The sequence below is a fragment of the Amycolatopsis sp. lyj-84 genome (genome assembly GCF_046549075.1).
Taxonomy (GTDB): Bacteria; Actinomycetota; Actinomycetes; order Mycobacteriales; family Pseudonocardiaceae; genus Amycolatopsis.
Genome location: NZ_JAJPWO010000006.1, coordinates 447,142 through 470,393, shown reverse-complemented (window position 1 = coordinate 470,393; position 23,252 = coordinate 447,142). Strand labels below are relative to the sequence as shown.

Genomic DNA, 23,252 nt, shown 5'->3' with positions numbered 1-23,252 from the left:
CACGGTGGATCCCCTCAGGTGGTCGTCCGGTCGGATTGCTCGTCGCCCGCGGGCGAGAGGGTGTCGCGCAGCCATGCCCCGATCAGCGCCGCGGTGTCCGCCGCGTGCTCCTCGAGGATGGTGAAGTGATTGCCGGGGGCGGTGGCGAGCGTGTGCGGGAACGGCCAGACCGGCGCCCAGTCCGACGGCCAGCCCTCCAGCGGCTTGGCAGCGCGGACGAACAGCACCGGGATCGGCAGTTCGGCCGGGGCCCAGTCGAAGTCCTGGTAGTGCAGCATCGCGGTGATCCAGCCGTCGTCGCCGGGGACCGCGAGGTCCGGATTGTCCATCCGGGCCTGTGCTTCCTCGCCGAGCCCCGGCAGCAGCCGGACCAGCCGCTGATGCTCGCTGGGCACGTAGCTGTCGAGCACCACCACCCCGGCGGGCGGGGTGCCCAGTTCGTGCAGGCGGCGCGCGATCTGGTGCGCGACCAGTCCGCCCGCGGACAGTCCGGTCAGCACGAACGGCTGGTCGCCGAGTTCGGCGCGCAGGGCCTCCGCGTGCAGGTCGACCAGCACTTCCCGGGTCCGGGGCAGTGCCTCGGCGCGGCGGTACCCCGGGTGCCGCACCGCCCAGACGTCCCGCTCGCCCTTGAAAGACCTGGCCAGCCGCGCGAACTGCACCGGGTCGGACATGCCGACGATGCCGGGGACGCAGACCAGCGCGGTGCGCGCGTCGCCGCCGGCGAGCCGGACCGGGACGGTCCGCTCGGCCAAATCGGCGACGGAGTCGGCGAAGGTGCGGGTCGCCTGCCATTCGGAGTCGCGGGCGATCAGCACCGATTCGCGCATCCGCGCGCCTTCCTCGTCGATCGCCTCCTCCGCGCCGGTGGCCAGCAGTTCGGCCAGGTGCCGGGCCAGCACCACAGGGCTGGGATGGTCGAAGGTCACCGTCGCGCGCAGCCGCAGCCGCAGCGCCCCGGCGAGCTGGTTGCGGATCCGGACCGCGGCCAGCGAGTCGACGCCGATCTCCAGGAATCCGGCTGTGGGGCGCAGTTCCGTCGCGTCCTCGTGCCCGAGCGCGCCCGCGACGGTGGTAAGGACGAAGTCGAGCAGCGCTTGTTCCCGTTCCTGGCCGGCGAGGCCGTCCAGCCATTGCCGCAGGTCGCCGTCCTCGGTGTCCGGCCGTTCGGCCAGTTCCCGCAGCAGGGGCCGATCCCCGGCGCCCTCCGGGTCGAACCGGGCGGGCACCAGCACGGGATCGCGCAGCGACACCGCGACGTCGAACAGCGCGAGCGCTTCCTCGGTGGCCAGTTCGTCGGGGCCGACGGCGAGGTGCCGGGTCAGATCGCTGCGCTCGGCCCATCGCCCCCACGCCAGCGAAAGCGCGGGCAGGCCGAGTACGTGCCGCCGACGGGCGAGCCCGTCGAGGACCGCGTTCGCGGCGGCGTAGTTCGACTGGCCGCCGCTGCCCGCGACGGCCGCGGCCGAGGAGAACAGCACGAACGCCTTGAGCGGCTTGTCTTTCGTGAGTTCGTGCAGGTGCAGCGCGGCCTCCGCCTTCGGCCGCAGCACTGCGTCCAGCTGCTCCGGGGTCTGGGCCGCCACGACGCCGTCGGCGAGCGCGCCCGCCGCGTGCACGACGATGGTCGGCTGGTGTTCGGCGAGCACGCGGGACAGCTGGGCCGGGTCGGTGACGTCGCAGGACTCCACGACGGCCGTCGCGCCGAGCCCGGCGAGTCCGGCGACCAGTTCCGGGGCGGAGCCGCGGCGGCTGAGCAACACCAGCCGCCGCACGCCGTGGGCGGTCGCCAGGTGGCGGGCGAGGAGTCCGCCGAGGGTGCCGGTGCCGCCGGTGATCAGCACGACGTCGTCCGCGCCGGCGAACCGCGTGGGCGTCGGGGCGAACGCCCGCACCAGGCGGCGTGCCAGCAGCACTCCCCCGCGCAGGGCGAGTTCGGGTTCGCCGGTGCCGAGCGCGGCAGCCACGGTCAGGGGCGTGACCTCGTCGGCGTCGAGCAGGACGAACCGGCCGGGTTCCTCGGTCTGGGCGGAGCGCACCAGGCCGCTCACGCCCGCGCCGGCCAGGTCGCGCAGCTCGTCGCCGCCCCTGGCCGCGACCGCGCCCGTCGTGCGGAACACCAGCTTCGACGCGGCGAACGCCGGATGGGCGAGCCACCACTGCACCAGCGCCAGCGCCCGGTGCGCGGAATCCCGCACCGAGCCCTCGGAAGCGTCGACGAGCACCGCGTTCGGCACCGGTTCTCCCGCCACGACAGCGGCGGCCAGCGCGTTCAGGTCCGCGTACGCGGGGAACTGTGCGGTGTCCGTGCCGACAGCCACGACAGTGCCCGCGGCGCTGCCGGTGGCGGGAACCTCGACCCATTTCTCCCGGAACAGCGCGTCCCTGGGCACGCCGTCGCGGGCCGCGGCAGGCCGCAGTGCCAGGGAGGCCACCGACAGCACCGGAGTGCCGTGGTCGTCGGCGACGTCCAGCCGCACCGAGCCGCCCAGCTCGCCGCGCAGGCGAACTCGCAACGCCGCCGGGCGAGCGGAATGCGCGGTCACGTCGGTCCAGCTGAACGGCAACATCGGGCCGTCGACGGCGGGGACGCCGGCCGCGAAGCCGAGGGCGTGCAAGGCGGAGTCGAGCAGCGCCGGGTGCACGGTGAAACCCTTGGTGTCGACCGGGCAGCTGATCTCGGCGAAGACCTCGTCACCGCGTCGCCACACCTCGCGCAAGCCCTGGAAGGCCGGGCCGTAACGCAGTCCTCGCTCGATCAGGCCGGCGTAGTGCCCGTCGTGCGCGACCGATTCCGCACCTTCCGGCGGCCACGCGCCGAGTGGCTCGGGTTCCGCCTGCTGCGGGCTGAGAATCCCTTCGCCGTGCCGGACCCACGCCGAGCCGTCGACCCTCGCGTGCAGTTCCAGGCCGCGTTGCCCGTCCGCATCCGGGGCTCCGACCCGCAGTTGGACCGCCACCGTCGCGTCGTTCGGCAGGATCAGCGGACGTTCCAGGGTGAGCTCCTTGACCGCCGGGCACCGGGCAGCGGCAGCGGCCTGCAAGGCGAGTTCGAGCCATGCGGTGCCGGGCAGCACCACCGCGTCCAGCACGCGGTGATCGGCCAGCCACGGCGTCTCCGCCGTCGACAGCCGGCCCGCGAGCACGAGTTCGCCGGTGCCCGCCAGCTCGACCGGCGGGTCGAGCACCGGATGCGTGCTGCGGCGGACTTCCTTCTGCGCCAACCAGAACCGCTTGCGTTCGAACGGGTAGGTCGGCAGCGCGGCGAACCCGGGACCGCCCGGCTCGCCCAGTTCCGTCCACTTCGGACTCAACCCGCGGACGTAGACCTCGGCCAGCGCGCCGAAGAACGCTCCCCGGCCGCTTTCGTCGCGGCGCAGGGTGCCGGTGACGACGGCGTCTTCCCCCACCGTCGCGGCCATTGCGGGCACGAGCACCGGATGCGGGCCGACCTCGACGAAGAAGGCGAACTCCGGCGTCGGCAGGCCCGCCAGCGTTTCGGCGAACTGCACCGGCTGGCGCAGGTTCCGGTACCAGTACTCGGCGTCGAGTTCGGTGCCGGTCAGCACGGAAGCGGTCACCGTGGAGTGGAACGGGATTTCCGCGGCCCGGGGCGTGACCGGGGCCAGTTGGGCGAGCAGCCGTTCGCGGACCAGCTCCACCGCCGGAGAATGCGAGGCGTAGTCGACCTCCAGGCGGCGAGCCTTGATCCCGGACTCGGCCATCTCGGTCACCAGCGCGTCGAGCGCTTCGGGAGCTCCGGCGACGACCACCGCATCCGGCCCGTTGATCGCGGCGAGCACCAGCCGCTCGTCCAGGCGGGGCCGCAGCAGCTCGGCGGACAGTTCGACCGAGACCATGCCGCCGAGGCCGGACAGCGCGGTCAACGCCTTCGCGCGACGGCAGACCACGAGCGCGGCGTCTTCCAGGCTCAGCACTCCCGCGACGTGCGCGGCGGCGACCTCGCCCTGGCTGTGGCCGATCACCGCGTCCGGTTCGATATTCGAGGCACGCCAGACGGCGGCGAGCGACACCATCACCGCGAACAACGCGGGCTGCACGACATCGACGCGCTCCAATGACGGCGCGTCCGGGTCCTGCCGCAGGACGGCGAGGAGGTCCCAGTCGGTGTGCGGGGCCAGCGCGCGGGCGCACCGTTCGAGGTGCTCGCGGAACAGCGGGGAGCTGTCGAGCAGGTCCGCGGCCATGCCCGCCCACTGGCCGCCCTGTCCGGGGAAGACGAACACGACCTTGCCGGTCAGATCGGCGGTCCCGCGCACCAGGCCGGGAGTGATCGAGTCGTAGGCCAGCACGTCCAGCGCCATCCGCGGGTCTTCGTCCAGCACGACAGCGCGGTGTTCGAAGGTGCTGCGCGAAGCGATCAACGCGTGTGCCAGCGCCACCGGATCACGTCCGTCCACATGGGACAGCAGCTGTCCGGCTTTGGCCAGCAAAGCGGATTCGGTGCGCGCGGACAGCACCCAGGGCAGCTGGTCCTTCCCGGCCGGTGCGGCGGCGGGGCGCTCCGGTGCCTCTTCGACGACCGCGTGCGCGTTGGTGCCGCTGATGCCGAACGCGGACACGCCGGCCCGGCGCGGCCGCCCTTCCTCGGCCGGCCACGGGCGGTTCTCGGTGAGCACCTCGACCGCGCCGGTCCAGCTCACTTGGGACGAACGGGTGTCCGCGTGCAGGGTGCGGGGCAGGGTGCGGTGCTGCAGGGCGAGCACCATTTTCAGCAGTCCGGCGACCCCGGCGGCGGCCTGGCTGTGCCCGAGGTTGGACTTGACCGAGCCGAGGGCGAGCGGCGCGGCCCGGTCCCCGTCGAAGACCGCTTGCAGGGCGGCGACCTCGATGGGGTCGCCGAGCCGGGTGCCGGTGCCGTGCGCCTCGACCGCGTCGATGTCCTCGGGGCGCAGCCCGGCGTCGGCGAGGGCAGCGCGGATGACGCGTTGCTGGGCCAGTCCGTTGGGCGCGGTCAGGCCGTTGGAGGCACCGTCGGAGTTGATCGCGGTGCCGCGGACCACGGCCAGCACGGGACGGTCCTGTTCGAGGGCGTCGGACAGGCGTTCCAGCACGACGACGCCGGCGCCTTCGCCCCAGCCGACGCCGTCCGCGCCGTCGCCGAAGGCCTTGCAGCGCCCGTCAGCGGCGAGCGCGCCCTGCTGTTCGAACGCGCGGTAGATGCCGGGGGTGGACATCACCAGCGCGCCGCCGACCAGCGCGAGGTCGCATTCTCCCCCGCGCAGTGCGCGCACCGCCAGGTGCAGGGCGACCAGCGAGGACGAGCACGCGGTGTCGACCGAGACCGACGGCCCTTCCAGCCCGAGCAGGTAGGCGACCCGCCCGGACACCACGGCGGCCGAGGTGCCCGTCGCCAGATGGTCGGCGTGCTCGTCCAGGCGGGGCAGCAACAGCTGCCGGTAGTCCTGCTCGCTGGTGCCGGTGAACACGCCGGTGCGGGAGCCTCGCAGGTCAGCCGGGTCGATGCCGGCCCGTTCCAGCGCCTCCCAGGAGACCTCCAGCAGCAACCGCTGCTGCGGGTCCATCGACTCGGCTTCGCGCGGGCCGATACCGAAGAACGCGGCGTCGAACCATGCGGGGTCGGAGAGGAAGCCGCCCGCGCCGGAGAGGTCGGCGGGCCAGCCGCGGTCGGCGGGGAACGCCGTCACCGCGTCCTTGCCGTCTTCGAGCAGCCGCCACAGCGCGTCGGGGTCGGTCACCCCGCCGGGGAACCGGCAGCCGGCCCCGACGATCGCGATCGGCTCCCGCTCCCGCGCCCGCGTCGCGCGCAGCCGCTCCCTGGTGTCCCGCAGCGCGGTGGTCACCCGGTCCAGCGTGGCCAGCAACTCGCCGTTGTCAGTCATCGATGAGATCCTCCAGCGCCAGCAAGACTTCCCGTTCGGCCCGGCCGAGCACGTCCGCTTCGGACACTTCGGAACCTTCTTCGGCCGCCGCGGTCGGTTCTTCGGACGCTGTCGGCGTTTCGGCCTGGGCGTCCGCGAGTTCGGCTTCCAGGTACCCGGCCAGCGCGACCGGGGTCGGATGGTCGAACAGAGCGCTCGCGGGCACGCGCAGCCCGGTCCGCGCGCCGAGTTGATTGCGCAGTTCGACCACGCCGAGCGAGCTGAGCCCCTGCTCGTGGAAGGGCCGGTTCGGCTGGACCTGCGCGGCCGAGGCGTGCCCGAGGATCGACGCGGCGTGCTCGCAGACCAGGTCGCGCAGTTCGCGGCGGCGCTGCGCCGTCGACAGGCCCGTCAGCCGCAGCGTGGCCGGTTCGGCCGCCGGTGCGGCGGCCTGGCTCTGGCCGGCTTCCGGCAGCTCTCGGAACAGCGGGCTGGGCCGGGTGCCGGCGAACGCCTGGAGGAACCGGTCCCAGTCGACGTCGACGAGCACGAGACCGGACTCGTCGCGGGCGACCGCTTTCGCCATCGCGGCGAGGGCGACGTCGGGATCGAGCACGGTCATGCCGTTGCGGCGCAACCGATCCCCGACCACCGTCGCGTCCGCGCCGTCCACCGCCATGCCGCCGTCGCCCCATGGCCCCCAGGCCAGCGAGGTCGCGGGCAGCCCGTCCGCACGCCGCTGGTCCGCGAGCGCGTCGAGGTAGGTGTTGGCCGCCGCGTAATTGGCCTGTCCGGCGTTGCCGACGGCTCCGGTCGCGGAGGAGAACAGCACGAACGCTTCCAGTCCGCTGGTGAGGTCGTGGAGGTGGCGGGCGCCGTCGGCCTTGCCGCGCAGCACCCGCGAGAGGCGCTGCGGGTCCAGCGCGCCGATGACGCCGTCGTCCAGCACCCCGGCCGCGTGCGCGACGGCGGTCAACGGCCGGTCGGCGGGGATCGCGGCCAGCAGGTCCGCCACCGCCTGCCGGTCGGCGACGTCGCAGGCGACCGCCTCGACCTCCGCGCCGAGCGCGGTCAGTTCGGCGACGAACCCGGGGTCGTCGGTGTGGCGTCCGGTCAGCAGCAGCCGCTCGACGCCTTCGGCGGCCAGCCACCGGGCGAGCCGGCGGCCCAGCGCGCCGAACGCGCCGGTGACCAGGGTGGTGCCGCGGCGCGGCCAGCCGCCGGCCCCGTTCGCCGCCGGGGCGCGCAGCAGACGCCGCGCGAACACCCCGGACGCGCGGACCGCGATCTGGTTCTCGTCCCCGGCCAGCACCCCGGCCAGCCGTTCGGCCGCCGCCCGGTCCACCGTCTGCGGCAGGTCGGCCAGCCCGCCCCACCAGCGCGGATGTTCCAGTGCCGCGACCCGGCCGAGCCCCCAGGTCATCGCCTGTTCGGGCGCGTCGAGGCGGTCGTCGGGGCCGGTCGAGACGGCGGACTGGGTCGCGCACCACAGCGGGACCTCGAGGTCGAGGTCCGCCGCGGCCTGGACGAGGGCGGTGGTCAGGGCGAGCCCGACGGAAACGCCGGGAGCGTCCGGGTGCGGCCGTTCGTCCAGCGCCAGCAAGGACACGAAGCCGTCGGCCGGTCCGCATTCGCGCAGGAGCGCGGCGATCTCGGTGCGGGAGGCACCGGGCTCGACGGCGCGCACGGTGCCGCCGAGTGCGGCGGCGAGCGGCTCGGGGACAGAGTGCCCGGCGGGGTGCAGCAGGGCCCAGTTCCGTTTGGTGGCGTCGCGGTCGGCGACCGGCTGCCAGCTGATCCGGTACCGCAGCCGGTCCGCCTCGGCGTCCTGGTCGCGGCCGCGTCGCCAGCGCGCCAGCACGGGCAGCAGCTCGGTGACGTCGAGGTCGGTGCCGAGGAGCTTGCCGAACCGCTCCGGGTCGCCGCCGGCGACGGCGTCCCAGAACTCCGTGTCCTCACTGCTTTCCGCGGCGGGTGCGGTTTCGGGGGGCAGCCAGAACCGGCTGCGTTGGAAGGCGTAGGTCGGGAGGGGCACCGGGCGCGCTCCGCTTCCGCCGTACCAGGCGGCCCAGTCCGGTCCGTGCCCTCGCACGTGCAGGGCGGCGATCGCGGCGCGCACGTCGTCGTCCCGGACCGCGGGGAGCACGGCCGTGTCCTCGGCGTCGTCCAGGCAGTCCGCGGCCAGCTCGGTCAGGGTCGCGCCGGGGCCGATCTCCAGGAACGTGGTGGCGCCCTCGTCGGCGAGCGTCCGCACGCCGTCGAAGAACCGGACGGCCTCGCGGGCGTGCGCCACCCAGTAGTCCGGTGTGGACAGTTCTGCGTCGGTGGCGATCCGGCCGGTCAAGCCCGAGACCACGGGAATACGCGACGGCCGGAAGTCCAGTTCTGCCACCACCGCGCGGAACTCGGCCAGCATCGGCGTCATCAGCTCGGAGTGGAAGGCGTGCGAGGCACGCAGGCGTTTGGTCCGGCGGCCCTGCTCGCGGAACCGTTCCGCCACCGTCGCGACGGCCTCGGCGACGCCGGAGAGCAGCACCGAACGCGGACCGTTGACCGCGGCCACCGAAACTCCCGGCGGCAGCTCGCCGAGTTCGTCCGGGGTGGCGGCCACCGCCCACATGGCGCCCCCTTCGGGCAACGCCTGCATGAGCGAGCCGCGCGCGGCGACCATCCGGCACGCGTCCGGCAGCGACAGCACCCCGGCGACGTGCACCGCGACCAGCTCGCCGATCGAATGCCCGAGCAGCAGATCCGGGCGAATGCCCCAGTGCTCCAGCAGCCGGAACGCCGCGACCTCGAACGCGAACACCGCGGGCTGCGTGAATTCGGTGCGGTCCAGGCGGTCCTGGTCCTCGCCGAACATGACTTCGCGCAGCGGCAGGGGAAACTCGGCGCACACCTCGTCGAAGGCGCGAGCGAACACCGGGTACCGCTCGGCCAGCGCGCGGCCCATTCCGAGGCGCTGGCTGCCCTGTCCGGTGAACAGGCAAGCCAATCCGCCGTCCACGGCCTCGCCGGTGGTGAGCGCGGGGTCGGTCCGGCCGGCCGCCAGCGCGGCCAGCGCGCGGGTCAGCTGTGGACGGTCGCCGGTGAGGACGGCTCGGTGCGCGAGCGCGGCCCTCGTCGTGGCGAGCGAAAACCCGAGGTCGCGGGCGTCGGTCTGCGAGGCGGAGTGCGCGAGCAGGCGGGCGGCCTGTGCGCGGAGGGCGTCCCGCGAGCCGGCCGATAGAGTCCACAGCGGAGCGGGGGAAACCTCGTTGGGCGCTGGGGGTTCGTCTTCTGCCGGAGGTTGTTCCAGTACCACGTGGGCGTTGGTGCCGCCGATGCCGAACGACGAGACGCCCGCCCGCCGGACGCGGTCGCCGTCCGGCCATTCGGTCTCCTCGGTGACCAGGCGGAGGCCCCCGGTCCAGTCCACATGGGAGCTGGGCCGGTCGACGTTCAGCGTGGCGGGGATGGTGCCGTGCCGCATCGCCAGCACCATCTTGAGCACTCCGGCGGCCCCGGCGGCGGCCTGGGTGTGGCCGAGGTTCGACTTGAGCGAGCCGAGGAGCAGCGGCCGGTCCGCCGGACGGTCCGCGCCGTAGACCGCGGCGAGCGCCCCGGCCTCGATCGGGTCGCCGAGCTCGGTGCCGGTGCCGTGCGTCTCCACGACGTCGACCTCGGCGGGCGTGAGCCCGGCGTCGGCGAGCGCGGTGGCGAGAAGTTGTTGCTGGGCGGCGCCGTTGGGGGCGGTGAGACCGTTGCTGGCGCCGTCGGAGTTGACCGCGGACCCGGCGACCAGCGCGAGGACGGGATGGCCGTGGCGGCGGGCGTCGGAGAGCCGCTCCAGCACGAACATTCCGCCGCCCTCGCCCCACGCGGTGCCGTCGGCGCCCTCGGCGAACGGCTTCACCCGCGCGTCCGGCGCCAGCCCGCCTCGCCGGCTGAACTCGACGAACACCGTCGGTGAGGACATCACCGCCACGCCGCCCGCCAGCGCGAGCGAACACTCGCCGCGGCGCAACGCGGACGCCGCCAGGTGCACCGCCACGAGCGACGACGAACATGCGGTGTCGATGGCGAGGTTGGGTCCCTGCAAGCCGAAGGCGAACGAGATCCGCCCGGACGCGACGCTGCAGACCGTCCCGATCGCGAGGTTCTCGCGGGTGTCGAGGCCGCCGGCGCCGTAGTCGTCGTGCGCCAAACCGGCGTAGACGCCGGTGTCGGACCCCCGTAGCCCGGTCGCGTCGATCCCGGCCTGCTCGAACGCTTCCCAGGCCAGTTCCAGCAGCAACCGCTGCTGCGGATCCATCTCCAGCGCCTCGTGTCCGCCGATGCCGAAGAAGGCGTTGTCGAACTCGGCGGCGTCGTGCAGGAACGCGCCCTCGCGCACGTAACTGGTGCCCGGACGGACCCGGTCCGGGTCGTAGAGGGTCTCGACGTCCCATCCGCGGTCCTCGGGCATCGGCCCGATCACCGAGCGGCCGTCCGCGACGACCCGCCACAGGTCATCGGGATTCTGCACGCCGCCCGCGAACCGGCAGCTCATGCCCACGATGGCGATCGGCTCGTCCGACGCCGTGCGCGGGGCCACCACGGTCCGGGGTCCGGTGCCGTCCAGGTGCGCGGCGAGCCGCTCCGGCGTCGGGTGGTCGAACAGCGCGGTCGTGGCGATCGGGAGGCCGGTCCGGCGGCGCAGCACCCGGACGAGTTCCACCGCCGCGACGGAGTCGAGGCCCAGTTCCAGGAAGGTCCGGTCCGCCCGGTAGTCCGCGCCGGTCAACGCCTCGGTTTCGGCCCGGATGACCCGGGCCAGATCCCTTGCCGGGGCCCGGGTTTCGACCGGTTCGGCGGTCTCGGCGGGCAGGTGCACCCGGTGGCCCGCGACGATGCTCGGCCACGCGAGCGGCACGCCGTGCCCGTGCAGTCCGGCCGCCGCGCCGAGCACTGCGTGGAGTTCGGATCGGGCGCCGCGCAACGCCGACGTCACGAAGACGTCGCCGCGCGCCGCCTCGGGGAGCGTTTCCTCGACGAGCGCGGCGAGGACGCCGTTGGCGCTCATGTCGAGATAGGTGTCGACCCCGGCGGCAGCCAAGCCCCTTACGCAGTCGAGGAAATGACCGGTGCCGCGGACTTGCGCGCCCCAGTACTCGGGACGGCACACCACGTCGGAGTCGGTGCCGAGCCCGGGGTGCACCGGGATGATCGGGATGCGCGGCGGCCGGGCGGGCAAGCCGCGGATGAACTCCTCGAAGTCGGCCGCCATCGGCGCCATGTGCGGGGAGTGGAAGGCGCGGTCGACCGCGAGCCGCTTGACCTTGCGGCCGCGGCGTGCCCAGTCCTCGGCGATCCGCAGCACGACGTCGCGGTCGCCGGAGAGCACCACCGACTGCGGCGCGTTGACCGCCGAGATCTCGGCCTTGCCGGTCAGGCCGGCCAGTGATTCGCGGGCTTCGGCCTCGGTGACGCGCATCGCCACCATCGCGCCGCCGACCGTCGTTTTCGTACGGAACAACCGGATCCGCTCGGCGAGCACCGCGCACACGTCCGGGAGGGTGAACACCCCGGCGGCGGTGGCCGCGGCCAACTCGCCCACGGAATGGCCGGCCACGAAGTCCGGGCGTACGCCCCAGTTCTCGAACTGACGGAACAGCGCGACTTGCAGGGCGAACAGGGCGTCTTGGCTGTAGAGGGCTTCGTCGGCGGGGTCGACACCGGTTCCGCTTTCGCCGAGGAGGAGTTCGCGGACCGACCAGGTCGAGACGGCGTCCAGGTGCGCGCAGACTTCGTCCAGTGCTTCCGCGAACACCGGAAGCCGTGAGTACAGCTCTCGTCCCATGCCCGGGCGTTGGCCGCCCTCGCCGGGGAACATCAACGCGACCTTGCGCCCGTTCCCCGCCCGGACCGGAGCTGCCGTTCCGTCCGCCAGTTCCGCCAGCCCGGCGGTCGCCTCCTCGCGGTCGGCGGCGACCACGGCCGCGCGGCAGGCCAGGTGCGGCCGGGCGACCGCCAGAGTGTGCGCGACGTCCAGCAGTGGTGGAGACTCGGCTTTTTCCAGGTGTGCCAGCAAAGTGCCGGCTTTGCCGCGCAGTTCCTCCGGGCTTTCGGCCGACAGGAGGATCGGCACCGCCGTCTTGTTCTCAGGGGTCGCGGGACGGTCTGGCGGCGGCAGCGCCGAGGCCGGGCTGAGGCCTTGCGCGAGTTCGGACAAATCCTCGTCGACAGCGTCGGGGGTGAGCAGGCAGTGGACCGGATCGTCGTCGGCGACGGCGCGGTCGGCGCCTTTCAGTACTGTGTAGACGGTGCGGTCCGGCGAGGTCCATCCGGCGAGCGCGAGAGTGGACGCTCCGGAGCGGAGGCTGTCCGCGGCCAGGCGGATCGCCGAGTCTTCCGCTGTCTCCGCCGGACCGGTCAAGCCGAGTTCGGCGCCGACCGGCGGGTGCCCGGCGGCGAAGACCCCGACCACGTCCGCCGGCCCGGGGACGATCGCCGAGTTCTCCAGTGCCCGGCGCGCGATCTCCGCCGCCGGCTCCGGTCCGGACGCGAGCCCGACGACCGCCAGGGACGCGGAAGCAGTGCCGCTGTCGAAGGCCATGGAACCGCCGTCTCCGTTTCGAGTGTCGGTGACTCAGGCGGCCGCCGGGGCGGACACGATGCGGTCAACCCCTTCGACCGACGCCGATTGCGGGCTGGTGGCGTCCGACGGCGAAAACTGCCCGGAGCGGCTCGCTGTTCCCATTGCCAAACACTCACTTTCCGTCCCGCCGGAACGAATTCCGTCCCGGCGATATCCGCGCGGACTCGTGCCGGAAAACGGTCCGCGCCGACGGCGTCCCGGCAACCGGGATTTCGTCGAGTTCCGTTTTCCTGACTCGGAAATGGCTCAGCGAACCTAGCGATCGCCCGCGACGCCGGACAACCCCCTATACCGCGACCGCGCCCTGCTCCCGCGCTTAGGGGGTAGCCCGGAATTCGGGATGCCGACGAAGTCGCCAGCACCGAACCCGGAGCTCGACCATCCACAAAGGACACTACTCGGGATTGAGATTCCTAATTTAGTTGCTTTGCGTAGTCGCACGAGAGAGTCGTGAGTGGTAAAGAGCGTTCTAACGCTCTTTACCACTCACGACCCCTTGACGGAATTGCCCATTCAGTCGCAACTCGGACATCCGGTCATGACCTGCGACAATCATCACCAGTGATGATCAAGATCTGCCCAAGATCAACTTAAGCTACGTGGCATTGGGGGTTTTCCCGCCGCCGGGGCGGGCTGATCGGGTGCGAATCCTGCCTTTTCGAATGCGTATCCGGACCGCGGCTCGACCGGCGGGCCGTTCAGCGGGCTGACGGGTTCCGGGGTCCTGGCGTGTCATTCTTTTCGCGTGCTCCGGAATCGTTGCGGAACGAAGTTTCCGCTTGAGCCGACGTCGCGGGCCAGGACTGGACCGGGAACCGCTCCATGCCGTGCAGCGGCCTCGTCCGACGGGACGAGGCCGCGGTCCACCGCGTCGTCCTCGATGAACAGCGTGGCGTAGTCCAATTCGAACTCGCCGACGAAGCGGTGCCAGAGTGGCCATCGACCCGAAATCCACTCGGCGGTCCGTTCAGGGCGTGTCCGACTGCGGCCCCCGCCCGGACACCCTCGACTTCCCCGCCGTCCGCATCCCGCCGGCCTGTGCCGCCTCCAGTTGGAGGTCCACCGGCAAGTCCGTCCGCTTGCTCACCTTCAGCTTCCGGAACACTCTGGTCAGATGCTGCTCCACCGTGCTCGGCGTGACGTGCAGCTTTGTCGAAATCTCCTGGTTGGTGTACCCGAACGAAGCCAGCGTCGCCACCCGGTACTCCGACGACGTCAGGTTCCGCAGGATCTGGTCGTTCTGCTCAGCCGCGGCCGCGACACCGGAGGAATCGGAGGCATCAGCCGCCGGAGCCGCCGCGGCCGCTTGGGCCGGCGCTGTCCATTCGGCACCCGACTCCGGCCTGGGCTCCTCGCTCCCCCGCGGCGGCGTCATCTCCAGCCGGCACGCCTGGCCCAGCCGCCGCGCGCGCAGCAGCACCATCCGCGCCTTGGCGAACTGCTTCATCGCCTGGTGCGTCCGGCTCAGGTCGAACAGCGCCTGCGCCAGCTCCAGCCGATCACCGCTGGCGTTCAGGACCTCGACGGTTTCCTTCAGCATGGCCAGCCGCGAGTTCACGTCCTCGGTCGCGGCGAGCATCCGCAGCGCGGCGCCGCGCACCCGCGGCGTACGGAACCGGGGATGCGCCAGCTGCCGGTTCGCCAGTTCCCGTGCCCGGTCGGCGTCGCCGAGCCGCAGGTGCGCCTTCGCGCTGTCGGTCCGCCACGGCGCGAGCGTGGGCGCTTCGAACCCCCACGCCGTCATCAGCTCCCGGCACCGCTCGAAATCGGCGAGCGCGGCCTCGACGCGGCCGGTCGCCAGGCAGTACCGGCCGCGGGCCCGCAGGTACGGCAGGCAGTAGCCGGAGCGGTACATCTCCTCCGGCACCGGCTGCCGCAGGTGTTCGCGGACCGCCTCGTGGTCGCCGATCACCGTGGCGACGCGGATCAGCACCGCCAACGGCATCCCGATCGCGACGCCCCACCGTTCGGCTCCGACGGCCTCGATCGCGTCGCGCGCGTAGCCGGACGCCTTCGACAATTCCCCGTACCGCAGCGCGATGTCCGCGCGGCAGGCCGAAAACACCGCCTGCCACCACGCCACTCCTCTGGCCTTCGCCTCTTCGAGCAGCGCGTCGCACCAGTTCGTCGCGTTCTCCAGGCGGTCGGCGTAGATCAGCGTGTGCAACGCCGACGACATCGCGCCGACCGTCAGGTCGTCGAGCGGCGTCGCCTCGAGGAGACTTTCCGCCGTCGAGACCGCGCCGTGCTCGTCCGTGCCGCCCAGCACCGTGATCAGCGCTTCCGACGCGGACGCCGCCCACCGCGCCGGCTCCGCGTCCTCGCGAGCCGCCGCACCGGTCGCTTCCGCCCAGCGCGCCGCCAGCGCGGGATGCGCGTGCCGCAGCCAATGGCCGACGTCGGCCACCGTGCTGTTCAGCGACCGGCGGCGGGCGTACTCGCGGCCGAGCCGGTCGAGGACGGGCTCAGCGTCCGGCTGTCGGCCCGCCCACAGCAGGCGCTGCACCAGGAAGACTTTCTGTTCCGGATCGAGGTCGCCGGCGCGCTCGTGCTCGCACAGGCGGGTCAGGTGCCGGTCGGCGACGGAACCGCCGCGCAGCTCGGCGCGGAGCAGCAGGACGCGCAGAGCGGCGGCGTGCGGTCCGTCCGGCTGCCCGGTCAGCGCGTGCTCCAGGTATTCGGCGGCCCGACCGGCGTCGTCCGCGCGCAGCGCTTCCTTGGCCGCGCTGTGCAGCTGCTCCACCGCCCACACGTCCGGTTCGCCGCCCGCCTCGAGGAGATGGTGGGCGACCCGGCACGCGCCCGCCTTGTCCGCGTGCAGCGCCCGCGCCGCCGTCACGTGCAGCTTCGCCAGGTCCTCTGGCTCCATGCAGTCGATCACAGCCTCGCGGAAGGACCGGTCGCGGAAATCGTTGCCGTTCAGAAAACCGACAGTGCGCAAGGCCCGCAACGCGCGCGCGACGTCCGCGGGCCTGCGGTGCACGAGCCCGCCGAGCCGTTCCACCGTGCTGTCCGGGCCGAGCACCGACACCACGCGGGCGAGCGCCAGGACGTCGGATCCGCTGCGCCGCAAGCACGTCAGCACCGCGTGCCGGAACGCGTCGCCGACCACCGGGCGCGCGTCCTGGCCGGGTTCCGGCCAGTCGAGCTGGTCTTCGATCAGCGCACGCACCAGAAGAGGGTTTCCGCGTGTGATCTTGTAGCACCCCGCGGCCAGCCGCTCCACTGCGTCCGGATCGAGATGCCGGGCCAGTAGCTTCGTTACCCCCGCCGCCGAGAGCGGCGCGAGGCCCAGCCGCCGGAAGTGCAACTGGCGGACCAGTTCGATGCGGTAGGACGGGTGCGCCGACCGGCCGTGCGCCAACTCCGCCAGCAGCAGCATGATCCGGGTCGAGCGCGTGCGCTCGGCGAGGCGGAGCAGGCAGTCCATCGACGACGCGTCCACGTGCTGCGCGTCGTCGACGGTGATCAGCAGGGGCGTTCTCTCCGCCAGTTCCAACGTCAGTTCGAGCATGATGTTCGCGACGTCGAACGAAGAAGGCGGAACACCGTTCGAGGACCGCGCGATCAACCGCGTCAGCTCGAGGGTTTTCGCCCGCGGCACCGGCAGATCCCGAACGAACCGCTGCAGGCTGCCGTACGCGCGGGTCTCCCGGTCACGGTCTCCCGTCATCGTCAGCACGACCGCGCCCTCACTCGCCCGTTGTTCGGCGAACGTACGGAGCAGTTCGGTCTTCCCACTGGCAACTGCGCCATTGACCAGAGCTATTCTCCCGTTCCCGGAATCCGTTTCGGAGAACAGCTCCTCCAGGAACTTCATTTCTTTTCCGCGCTCGATCAACACTGTCGTTCTGCCCCCAAGCATTCGACAGCGGAACGCCGGGCAGCACGCGAGCGCGCCGCAGAACCGCCGATATCACCCCAGGCGACTCGCCTCGCTCCCGAGAAGCCGCGCCGCTCCCGGGCGCACCGTTGCCCACCCCAGTTCGTTCCGCACTTTTTTCACCGTCTTGCCAGGCCGCCCCGCCCGAGGACGGCCCTGTCTGCCGACGCGCGGTCCCGAGGGGCCAACTCCTCGCTCCCGCCGAACCCCGACCCGACCAAAGACGTCACAACTGGCAAACCATGAGGTCAGACCCTGAAAACCGACCCCGCGACCCGACCGGCCACCGCACGGCGGCCGCCGCTCGCTCCCGGTGCCCGGGCCATCGCCGCAGCTACCGGCCGAGCGTCCGGCCACTGCCGGTCCCGCGCCGGCGAAGGATCCGTCCGGCCTGCCCTCACGATTCCCCCTAGAGATGCGTGCCCGTCTTTTCTTCACCTATCCGGAAACTATTGCAGCAAGCACCCGTATTCGGACATAAGCGACAATGTCGGGTCCCTGTACGTTTATTCCTGTCATCGCTGATCTTAGCGAGCGCCCACTGCGCTCGCAATCCCCGCCGCGTCGGCGAGTGCGCCGTCGCGACCGCCGCACACCGCCGGTGACTTGCCCGAATTCCGACATCCCAGACAATGGGACCGTACGCCGTTCCGTCGCGCATTTCACTCGCCCCGGCTGGAATTGCCCGTCCGCGCGCGCCCGCGTTCCTCCTCCGTTCACCGGCCGGCCGCGCTCGGTGAACGGAGCCGTCAATGGGGTGGAACAAGCGCGGGCTTTTCCGCCGGATCCGCTGGGGGCGGCACGGACTTCTTAGGGGTTGATGCCGTCGCGGATCCTCCGGCACCCTCGAACCTGCGGTTTCTCGCATTCGCCGAGAGCGCGGACAACGAAAGGGATGCCCGTGTCCGGACAAGACAGCAGCCGGTGGATCCGGCGGTACCACCCCTGGGACGGGGCGCCGTTCCGGGTCGTCTGCTTTCCGCACGCGGGCGGGTCCGCGAGCTATTTCTTCCCGATGGCGAAGGCGTTGTCCTCGGCGGCCGACGTGCTGGCGGTCCAGTATCCGGGACGCCAGGACCGGCGGTCGGAACGGTGCCTGGAGAGCATCACGGAACTGGCCGACGAGGCGGCCGAGGCCTTGCGGCCCTGGCTGGACCGGCCGACGGTGCTGTTCGGCCACAGCATGGGAGCCACCCTCGGTTTCGAGGTCGCCCGACGGCTGGAAGCCAACGGAGCCACCGAATTGCGGGCGCTGTTCGCCTCCGGCCGCGTCGCGCCGTCGCGGGCGCGGGACGAGCGGGTGCACCGGGAACCGGACGACAACCGGTTCCTCGAAGCGGTCAAATCCCTCGGCGGCACCAACGCGCAGGTCTTCGGCGACGACGACTTGCTGCGGATGGTCCTTCCCGTGCTGCGCGCCGACTACCGGGCCGCCGAAACCTACCGCTGCCCGCCCGGGACGGTACTGGAGATCCCGATCCACGTCCTGCTCGGCGAGGACGACCCCAAGGTGACCGTCGAAGAGGCCGAGAACTGGCGCGACCACACCACCGCGTCCTGCACGCTGACCACCTATCCCGGTGGGCATTTCTATCTCGCCGCGCAGGCCCCGAAAGTCGTCCGGACGATCGTCGACGTGCTGACGCCGACCGGAGCCACCGCCGCCCGGACCCTGTGACGACTTGTACTGACGATTGTCGAGCGAATGGGAGAATGACCATGGCACGAATCAGAATCAACCTCGTCGGTTCCCCGTCCCGGCTCAGCCCGTTGGGCGATGGGCACTACGTGGACGACCTCACTGAGAACGTCAAGATCTGCGTCGACGGCGGATACGAGCACTTCTCGCACCGCGGGGAGTTCGAGCAGGTCGACGAGGCCCGCGTCGCGGTCTACCACTGGACGGGACGCACCAAGATCGCCGAGTGAGAAAGCCGAGCGGCAGTGCGGGGAAACGACTTCCGCCCCGCACTGCCCGTTCCGCCCTCGTGCGCCGCCGAGGGCGCTCACGCATTCAGGGGTGTCGTTTTCGCCGAGTCCAGGGGCGGTCGGCGCGCGTCCGGCCGCACCGGATACGGGGCAGGGCAACGGACATAGGGGGTTGTCCGGTGATCACGAAGCGATACGCTCCGGCAAAGCCCGAGCGCACGCCGAATGGCGCGAAAATTACGCTTACCCGCGAGGCGGACTGAGATGAACGCGCTATTCGAGACCGACGGCGACGCCGTCCTGCTCACCCCGCGCTTCGCGGAGGACCCGTATGCGCTGTACGCGCTGCTGCGCACGCAGCGTCCGGTCACCAAGGTGCAGGTGCCCGGCGGGCCGCCCGCCTGGCTGGTCACCCGGTACGAGGACGTGCGCGCCGGGCTCGCCGACCGGCGGCTGTCCAAGGACATCACGGCCGCGCTGGACGATCTGCGCGCGGCGGGGGCCGGGGTCGCGGCGGTGACCCTTGACGACTTCGACGCGCACGACCACATGCTCAACTCGGATCCGCCCAAGCACACCCGGCTGCGGAAGCTGGTCACCAAGGCGTTCACCACCCGCGCCGTCGCCGGGCTGCGCCCGCGGATCCAAGAGCTGGCAGAGGAACTGGTCGACGCGCTGGCCAAGCGCCTCGCCGACGGCGAACGGTCGGTCGACCTCATCGACGCGCTCGCGTTCCCGCTGCCGATGAAGGTGATCTGCGAGATCCTCGGCGTGCCGGAAGACCGCCGGACCGCCTTCCGGAAGTGGTCGCACGCGGTGCTGTCGCCCGCTTCGCCCGCGGAGTTCGTGACCGCGTCGGCGGAGATGACGGAGTACCTTTCCGTGCTGGTAGCGGAGAAACGGGAACGCCCCGGCGAAGACATCCTCTCCGCGATCGTCGCGGCGGACGAGCACGGCGACCGGCTGTCGGACTCCGAAGCGACCGGGATGGCCTCGCTGCTGCTCGTGGCCGGGCACGAGACGACGATGAACCTGATCGGCAACGGTGTGCTCGCCCTGCTGAAGGACCGCGCCCAGTGGGATCGGCTGCGGCGGGAACCCGCGCTGCTGACCGGCGCGGTCGAAGAGTTCCTGCGCATCGACAGTCCGGTGAACACCGCGACCGTGCGGTTCGCGACCGAGCCGGTGACCATCGGCGCGACCACCGTCCTGCCCGGCTCGACCGTGCTGCTGGCGATCGGGTCGGCGAACCGGGACCCCGAGGTGTTCGAGCGGCCCGACGAGATCGATCTGCAGCGCCCGCGGGGGAAGAGCCTCGCGTTCGGGCACGGCATCCACTACTGCCTCGGTGCCGCGCTGGCCCGGATGGAGGGCGAGATCGCCTTCCGGGTGCTCGCCGAGCGGGTGCCCACGCTCGCCCTCGCCGTCGAGCCCGGCTCGCTGAACTGGCAGTCCAGCCTGCTCATCCGCGGTCTCACCGAACTGCCCGTCCGCGCCTGAGCGCCGGTTCTGGGGTTCGGTGTGGACAGTAGGGGTGTCCACACGGGCCGGGTTCGAGGACAGTGGGGGATGACTACGGCCGCTTGCTGTGACCTGTGAAGGACGGATTTCGCGTGCCCAAAAGCATCAGTGATACAGAACCGTGGATCCGCCGGTTCCAGCCCGCCGAAGACGCGGCGACCCGGCTCGTCTGTTTTCCGCACGCCGGGGGTTCGGCCAGCTACTTCTTCCCGGTCGCCCGGACGCTCGCGCCGAAGCTGGACGTGCTGGCCGTACAGTACCCCGGCCGCCAGGACCGGCGTGCCGAGCCGGGCATCGACAACGTGCCCGGCCTGGTGTCGGCGTGCGTGGAGAATCTCTTGCCCTGGCTGGACAAACCGGTCGTCCTTTTCGGACACAGCCTCGGCGCCACGGTGGCCTTCGAGGTGGCCAGGGTGCTCACCGGACAGGGCCGTCCCCCGCTGGCGCTGGTCGTCACCGGGCGGCGGGCCCCGTCCCGGCACTTCCCTGAGGAGAACTACCTCAGCAGCGACGACCGGCTGATCGAGATCGTGCGCGAGCTGTCCGGCGACGAGGACCCGGTCTCGGGCAACGAGGAGATCCTCCGCATGTCGCTGCCCTCGATCCGCAACGACTTCAAGGCGGCCGAGACCTACCGCTACGAGCCGGGAGAGCCGCTGCCCTGCCCGATCCACGCGATGAGCGGAACCGCGGACCCGAAGGCCCCGGTGGAGGACGTGCGGGCTTGGGGCGAGCACACTTCCGGGCACTTCGAGATGAAGACTTTCCCCGGCGGGCACTTCTTCCTGAACGTACACGGTGCGGCGGTGAACGAGGAGATCTCCCGGGTCGCCAGTTCTACGCTGCGGTCTGCGTAGGGGTTTCCCGACGGCGGAACCGGAACCAGGGCCGGGTGAACGGGAACTCCCGCTCACCCGGCCCCTCCAGTCACCTGATCCGCACCGAATGACTCAACGGCGTCACCGCGGCCGACGGACCCACCAGAACGCTCCGGTCCCCCGTCCCGACCCGCCAGCTCTTCGTCGACGTGTCCCAGTAGGTCAGCTCGGCCCCGTCGATATGCATCTTCACCCGGGTAGACGCCCCCGCGGCCAGCTTGACCCGCTGATATCCCGCCAGCGCCTTGGTCGCCTGCGGCGCCTTGACCTCCGGGCTGGCGCCCAGATACACCTGCGGCACTTCCTCCCCCGCCACCGAACCCGTGTTGCACAAGGTGAATTCGACGTCGAGCCCGCCGTTGCGCCAGGCCGCCGACAGGTCCTGGTAGCCGAACTTGGTGTAGGTCAGCCCGTAGCCGAACGGGAACAGCGGCCGCACGCCGTTCTTGTCGTACCACCGGTAGCCGGCCTGGATGCCCTCGGAGTACTGCACCGTGCCGTCCTTGCCCGGGTACGCCTCTGGCTTGCCGCCGACCGGAGTCTGGTCTACCGACATCGGGAAGGTCTGGGTCAGCCGGCCGCTGGGCGCGACATCGCCGTACAGCAGCCGCGTGGTCGCCTCGGCGCCTTGCTCGCCGGGGTACCACATGTCCAGCACTGCCTTGGTCTTGCCGAGCCACGGCATCGCGACCGACGAACCGGTGTTCAGCACCACCACGGTGTTCGGGTTGGCGTCGGCGACCGCGGAGATCAGCTCGCCCTGGTAATCGGGCAGCGACAGCGACTCGCGGTCGATGCCCTCGCTCTCGTCGTCGTAGGCGAACACGACGGCGGTCTTGGCCTTCTTCGCCGCGGCGACGGCTTCGCCGAACTTCTGGTGGGCCTGGGTCGGCGTGAGCCACTTCAGCTTGGTGGTGATGTCGCCGTTGGCGAAACCGTCCAGCTGCCCCAGCGTGACCGGGACCTTGCCCGCCTCCAGGTGCACCCGCAGCGTCGCCGGAGTGCCGGGGATGAACGCCTTCGCCCGCCCGTTGACGGTCAGCAGCGCGACGCCGGGACCGGTCACGTCGGCGGTGAACCGGTAGTCGCCGGTCTCGGGCACGTCCAAGGTCCCCTGGTGCACCTGTTTCGGCGCCACGGTGATCGCGCCGTCGGCGGCCGCGGGGAACCGGGGCGAGACCTGGGCGGCGGGAAGAGCCGCGTAGTCCTCGCTGATGCCTTGCGAGTAGGACACCTGCGCGCCCTTGCCCGCCCGTGCCGTGATCGTGTCCAGCGGGGACGACGCGTGCGCCGGGGTCACCAGCGAGCTGCCCTTGCCACCGACCTTCGGCACCTTCGCGGTGGGGCCGATCAACGCCAGGTTCTGGCCCGCCGCACCGGAAAGCGGCAGCGTGCCGCCCTCGTTGCGCAGCAGCACCGCGCCCTGTTCGGCGACCTGCCGAGCCACCTTCGCCCCGGCGGCCGGGTCCTGGGCCGGCCGCGCCGGCGGCGGGGAGTCGAGCAGCCCGAAGCGGCCCATCTGGGTCACGATCCGGGTCACCGCGGTGTCCAAAGCGGACATCGGGATCGTGCCGCTGTCCAGCGCCGACTTCAGCGCCCCGCCGAGGAACTTGCTGTCCGGCATCTCCTGGTCGAGTCCCTTGACGAGGGAATCGGTGGACTGCGTGGCGTACCAGTCCGACATCACCCAACCCTGGAAGCCCAGCTGCTGGCGCAGGATGTCGGTCAGCAGCGACGAACTCCCGCAGGCCTGTTCGCCGTTGACCTTGTTGTAGGAGCACAGCACCGAGGCCGCGCCCGCGTCGACGGCCGCCTTGAACGGTTTCAGCTCGATCTCGTGCAGGGCCTGGTCGTCGATCCTGGCGTCGACGCTGTAGCGGTCCTGCTCCTGGTTGTTGCCCGCGAAGTGCTTGACCGAGGCCATCGCGCCGCGCGACTGGATGCCGGAGACCTCCGCCGCCGCGATGTGCGACGTGACCAGTGGGTCCTCGCTGAAGGTCTCGAAATTGCGCCCGCCGAGCGGCACCCGGATCGCGTTCATCATCGGGCCGAGCACCACGTCGGCGCCGAGCGCGCGGGCGTCGGCGCCCAGCACCGAACCGTACTGTTTGGCCAGTCCGTCGTTGAACGAGGACGCCAGCGCCACCGGAACGGGCAGCGCGGTGGCGGGTTTGCCGATCCGGACGCCCGCCGGCCCGTCGGTGATCCGCAGCGGCGGGATCTGCAGCCGTGGCACGCCGGGCATGAACCCGGCCTCCCCGACCGAATTCGGGTCCGCCGTCCCGGAGACGAACGACAGCTTCTCGTCCAGGGTCATCTCCGCCACCAGCGTCCGCGCGCGCTCCGGGCCGAAGGAGGACCGCGGCCCACCGGGAGATCCGCTTTCGGTCACCGCGTAGGCGGCCGCGCCGGGCAGCAGCACAGCGGCGCAGGCCACCGTCACCACCCGCTTGGCGCGGCCGTGCAAAAACCTGCGTAATGCATTCATCAACGACCCCAGAATTCTTGGGCGAACCCCCGCTCCGGCTCAGAACCCCACGGCCGAACTGGACATTCGCACTTCCCGGCAATACCGTCAC

7 protein-coding genes and 3 pseudogenes are annotated in these 23,252 nt (G+C 71.7%); 4 read left to right on the top strand and 6 right to left on the bottom strand.

The window, feature by feature from the left end; translation table 11 throughout:
* Window positions 1-14: 14 nt before the first annotated feature.
* The 5 genes and pseudogenes from ACLJRM_RS21180 to ACLJRM_RS21160 all read right to left on the bottom strand — a co-directional run.
* A pseudogene (locus tag ACLJRM_RS21180) lies at window positions 15-2,822 on the bottom strand (type I polyketide synthase); the annotation flags it as partial.
* A gap of 129 nt (window positions 2,823-2,951) precedes the next feature.
* Window positions 2,952-3,146 (bottom strand): annotated as a pseudogene (locus ACLJRM_RS21175) (hypothetical protein); the annotation flags it as partial.
* 192 nt (window positions 3,147-3,338) lie between these two features.
* Window positions 3,339-5,789, bottom strand: a pseudogene (locus ACLJRM_RS21170) (type I polyketide synthase); the annotation flags it as partial.
* Window positions 5,790-5,856: 67 nt separating this feature from the next.
* On the bottom strand, window positions 5,857-12,420 hold the full coding sequence (locus ACLJRM_RS21165; RefSeq protein WP_410664055.1) for a type I polyketide synthase: 6,564 nt from the start codon (window positions 12,418-12,420) through the stop codon (window positions 5,857-5,859).
* Window positions 12,421-13,429: 1,009 nt separating this feature from the next.
* The gene (locus ACLJRM_RS21160) at window positions 13,430-16,327 is read right to left on the bottom strand and encodes an AAA family ATPase (protein ID WP_410664054.1); all 2,898 of its coding nucleotides are present in this window, start codon (window positions 16,325-16,327) and stop codon (window positions 13,430-13,432) included.
* 913 nt (window positions 16,328-17,240) lie between these two features.
* Here ACLJRM_RS21160 and ACLJRM_RS21155 point away from each other — a divergent pair.
* The 4 genes from ACLJRM_RS21155 to ACLJRM_RS21140 all read left to right on the top strand — a co-directional run bounded on the left by ACLJRM_RS21155 (window position 17,241) and on the right by ACLJRM_RS21140 (window position 20,652).
* Entirely contained in the window at window positions 17,241-18,023 is a 783-nt protein-coding gene (locus ACLJRM_RS21155; protein WP_410664053.1) for a thioesterase II family protein, read from the top strand.
* Between the two features lie 41 nt (window positions 18,024-18,064).
* Entirely contained in the window at window positions 18,065-18,274 is a 210-nt protein-coding gene (locus ACLJRM_RS21150) for a DUF5988 family protein (protein ID WP_101607299.1), read from the top strand.
* Window positions 18,275-18,538: 264 nt separating this feature from the next.
* Complete coding sequence (locus ACLJRM_RS21145; RefSeq protein ID WP_410664052.1) at window positions 18,539-19,774, top strand: cytochrome P450 family protein; 1,236 nt, start codon at window positions 18,539-18,541, stop codon at window positions 19,772-19,774.
* A 113-nt stretch (window positions 19,775-19,887) separates the two neighbouring features.
* Window positions 19,888-20,652: a thioesterase II family protein gene (locus tag ACLJRM_RS21140; protein WP_101613139.1), complete on the top strand. Its 765-nt coding sequence runs from the start codon at window positions 19,888-19,890 to the stop codon at window positions 20,650-20,652.
* A gap of 70 nt (window positions 20,653-20,722) precedes the next feature.
* Here ACLJRM_RS21140 and ACLJRM_RS21135 read toward each other — a convergent pair whose 3' ends face one another.
* The gene (locus tag ACLJRM_RS21135) at window positions 20,723-23,110 is read right to left on the bottom strand and encodes a beta-glucosidase family protein (protein WP_410664051.1); all 2,388 of its coding nucleotides are present in this window, start codon (window positions 23,108-23,110) and stop codon (window positions 20,723-20,725) included.
* Window positions 23,111-23,252: the final 142 nt, after the last annotated feature.

What these genes read in the sequence shown, in the direction of transcription:
- ACLJRM_RS21150 (WP_101607299.1), top strand. Translation starts at nt 18,065, where the DNA reads ATGGCACGAATCAGAATCAACCTCGTCGGTTCCCCGTCCCGGCTCAGC.
- ACLJRM_RS21165 (WP_410664055.1), bottom strand. Translation starts at nt 12,420, where the DNA reads ATGGCCTTCGACAGCGGCACTGCTTCCGCGTCCCTGGCGGTCGTCGGG.
- ACLJRM_RS21145 (WP_410664052.1), top strand. Translation starts at nt 18,539, where the DNA reads ATGAACGCGCTATTCGAGACCGACGGCGACGCCGTCCTGCTCACCCCG.
- ACLJRM_RS21160 (WP_410664054.1), bottom strand. Translation starts at nt 16,327, where the DNA reads ATGCTTGGGGGCAGAACGACAGTGTTGATCGAGCGCGGAAAAGAAATG.
- ACLJRM_RS21155 (WP_410664053.1), top strand. Translation starts at nt 17,241, where the DNA reads ATGCCCGTGTCCGGACAAGACAGCAGCCGGTGGATCCGGCGGTACCAC.